The 3057-nt window shown below is 65.2% G+C and carries 3 protein-coding genes; all 3 read right to left on the minus strand.

Annotated features, from left to right (window positions below; translation table 11 throughout):
- Positions 1 to 1019 (minus strand): homocysteine S-methyltransferase family protein (locus H7225_RS02755; RefSeq protein ID WP_290659261.1); only part of this gene is annotated, 1019 nt, incomplete at its 3' end.
- Positions 1020 to 1084: 65 nt separating this feature from the next.
- Positions 1085 to 2521, minus strand: a complete 1437-nt coding sequence (locus H7225_RS02760; RefSeq protein ID WP_290659262.1) for a bifunctional diguanylate cyclase/phosphodiesterase — start codon at positions 2519 to 2521, stop codon at positions 1085 to 1087.
- 9 nt (positions 2522 to 2530) lie between these two features.
- The coding region (locus H7225_RS02765) for an EAL domain-containing protein (RefSeq protein ID WP_290659263.1) at positions 2531 to 3057 on the minus strand (527 nt) is incomplete at its 5' end.

The raw sequence follows: 3057 nt of genomic DNA on the forward strand, positions 1-3057 counted from the left end.
GCAATCGCCGCAATGTGATCCGGCGTGGTGCCACAGCACCCCCCCGCGATGTTCAAGAACCCCGCCTTGGCAAAGTCCTCCAACAAGCCCCCGGTGATCTCGGGCGTCTCGTCAAACCCCGTGTCGCTCATCGGGTTGGGCAAGCCCGCATTGGGATAACAGCTGACAAAGGTGTCCCCCGCGATCTTGGTCAACTCTTCAATGTACGGCCGCATCAGCGCCGCGCCCAAGGCGCAGTTCAGCCCAATGGCCAGCGGGTGCGCGTGCCGCACCGAGTGCCAGAAAGCGCTCACCGTCTGCCCCGACAAGATGCGGCCCGAGGCATCAGTCACCGTGCCCGAGATGATGATGGGCAGGCGCTCGCCGCTGTTCTCAAACAACTCGTCCAGCGCAAAGATGGCGGCCTTGGCGTTCAGTGTGTCGAAGATGGTCTCCACCAAGAAGACGTCGCAGCCGCCTTCCAGCAAGGCTTCGGCCTGCTCGTAGTAGGCCTGGCGCAAGGTGTCAAAGCTCACGTTGCGCGCGGCCGGGTCGTTCACGTCGGGGCTGATGCTGGCCGTCTTGGGGGTGGGGCCGATGGCGCCAGCCACAAAGCGTGGTTTGTCAGGCGTGCTGTATTTGTCGCAAGCCAGGCGCGCCAGGCGGGCGCCTTCGAGGTTCATCTCGCGGGCCATTTCGGCCAGGTCGTAGTCGTCCTGGGCCACGGTGGTGGCGCCAAAGGTGTTGGTCTCGATCAGGTCGGCCCCAGCGGCCAGGTACTGCTCGTGGATCTCGCTGATCACCTCGGGCTTGGTCAACTGCAACAGCTCGTTGTTGCCTTTGAGGTCCTTGTGGTGGCTCACGAACCGCGCGCCCCGGTAGTCGGCCTCGGTCAGCTTGTACTGCTGGATCATGGTGCCCATGGCGCCATCGAGGATGACGATGCGCTGGCGCATGATCTCTGGCAATTGGGCCCCACGGGTGTAGGGGCGGCGTTCCACCGGCAAGGTGGGATGGGATGGGGTGAGGATGGCGCTCATGCCCCTATTGTAGGAAGCCCGTCAAGTCACCGCTGCAAAACGGTCAAGCAGCGGTCAAGCAGCGGTCAATCCGGCCGCTCCAGGCGTGTCAAAGGCTCGGGCCGGGGCACCGCTTCGCTGCTGCGCGCCCACAAGGCCATCTGCACTGGCGACATGGGCCGCGCGAACAAATAGCCCTGCAGTTCATCGCAACCAAAGCGCAGCAGGATGTCCTGCTGGTGCGTGGTTTCCACGCCTTCGGCCACCACGTTCAGGCCCAGCGCGTGCGACAGGCGCACGACCGCGTCCACGATGGCTTTGGCGTCTTCGTCGTCATGCTCCAGCTTTTGCACAAAGCTGCGGTCGATCTTGAGCTGGCAGGCCGGCAGCTTGCGCAGCTGGCTGAGGTTGGCGTTGCCCATGCCAAAGTCGTCAATCGACACCTGCACGCCCAGGCGCATGAACTGCTCGAACAGGCGCACGCAGGCCGGCGGGTCGGCCATGGCGGCGATCTCGGACACCTCAAACATCAGCCGGTCGGCGTGGACGCGTTGCGCTTTCAGGGCCCGCTCAATGCGCTCGACCAGGTCAGCCTGGCGCAACTGGTACACCGACAGGTTGATGGCCACGCGCAGGTCCAGGCCTTCGTCTTGCCAGGCGCGTTGCTGACGGCAAACTTCGTCGATCACCCATTGGCCCAGGGTACCGATCAGGCCAAAGCGCTCGGCCACGGGGATGAACACGCTGGGCTCGATGGGCCCTTGCTGCGGATGGCGCCAGCGCAGCAAGGCTTCCACGCCGGTCAGGCGGCCGCTCTTGGTGTCCACCTTGGGCTGGTAGTCCAGCGACAGGCCTTGGCCGCCCAGGTCGAGGGCATGGCGCAGGTCGCGCTGCAGGTCGATCTGCGCTTCGCTGTCCACCGCCATGTGCGGCTCAAAGAACACGTGCATGCCGCCGCCCGCCTGCTTGGCCACCAGCATGGCCGCGTCCGCATGGGCGATGAGCTTGGCGCGTGGGCCATGCTCGGGGTACAGCACGATGCCCACCGAGCACGACAGCCGCAAGTCGCGGCCCTCAATGCACAACACCTCGGCCAGGCTGGTGCGCAAACGCGCGGCCACCACGGCCGCCGCTGAGGCATCCGGGTGGCCATCAAGCAGCATCAGGAATTGATCGCCGCCCAGGCGCGCCACCGTGTCAGATTGGCGGGCCTGCAGCGCCACGCGGCGCCCCACTTCGCGCAGCAACTGGTCGCCAGCGCTGTGGCCATATGAATCGTTGACCGCCTTGAAGCCGTCCAGGTCGATGAAGAGCACGCCCAGCCGGCGATTGGCCGCTTCGGCCCGCCGCGCCGCACCATCCAGCCGGTCTTCAAACAAGAGGCGGTTGGCCAGGCCCGTCAGCGGGTCGTGGTGGTTCAAGTCCTTCAGGTTTACCAGCGCGGGCGGCAGCGCCAAAGGCACCACTGAAGGGCTGGCCCACAGTGCTTTGGCTCGGGCGATCCAGCGGTCAAGTCGGCGCATACAAGTCCTTCACGCTGGCACCAGGTGGATGGGCGCCATGGGCACGGTCTGCGCGCCCATCCAGGTGCGCAAGTCAGAATCGGCCATCGGCTTGGCAAACAAAAAGCCCTGCAGCTCATCGCAGGCCAGTTTGACCAGCACCTGGCGCTGGCCCTCGGTCTCCACGCCTTCGGCCACCACGGTCATGCCCAAGGCGTGCGACAGGCGCACCACCGCTTCCACGATGGCTTGTGCATCGGCGCTGTGGTCCAGGTCGCGCACAAAGCTGCGGTCGATTTTGAGCTGGCGGGCGGGCAAGCGCCGCAAATAGCTGAGGCTGGAATAGCCCGTGCCAAAGTCGTCGATCGACAGCTTCACGCCGATGCGGTCCAGCATGTCGAACACCTTCAAAGAGGCCTCGATGTCGTCCATGGCCACCGATTCGGTGATCTCCAGGATCAGCATGTCGGCCGGCAGGGCATGGCGCGCCAGCGTTTCGCGGATGCGGGTTTCCAGGTCGTGCTCGCGCAGTTGATGCGCCGACATGTTCACCGCCA

The sequence above is a fragment of the Aquabacterium sp. genome (genome assembly GCF_014378415.1).
Classification (GTDB): Bacteria; Pseudomonadota; Gammaproteobacteria; order Burkholderiales; family Burkholderiaceae_C; genus Aquabacterium.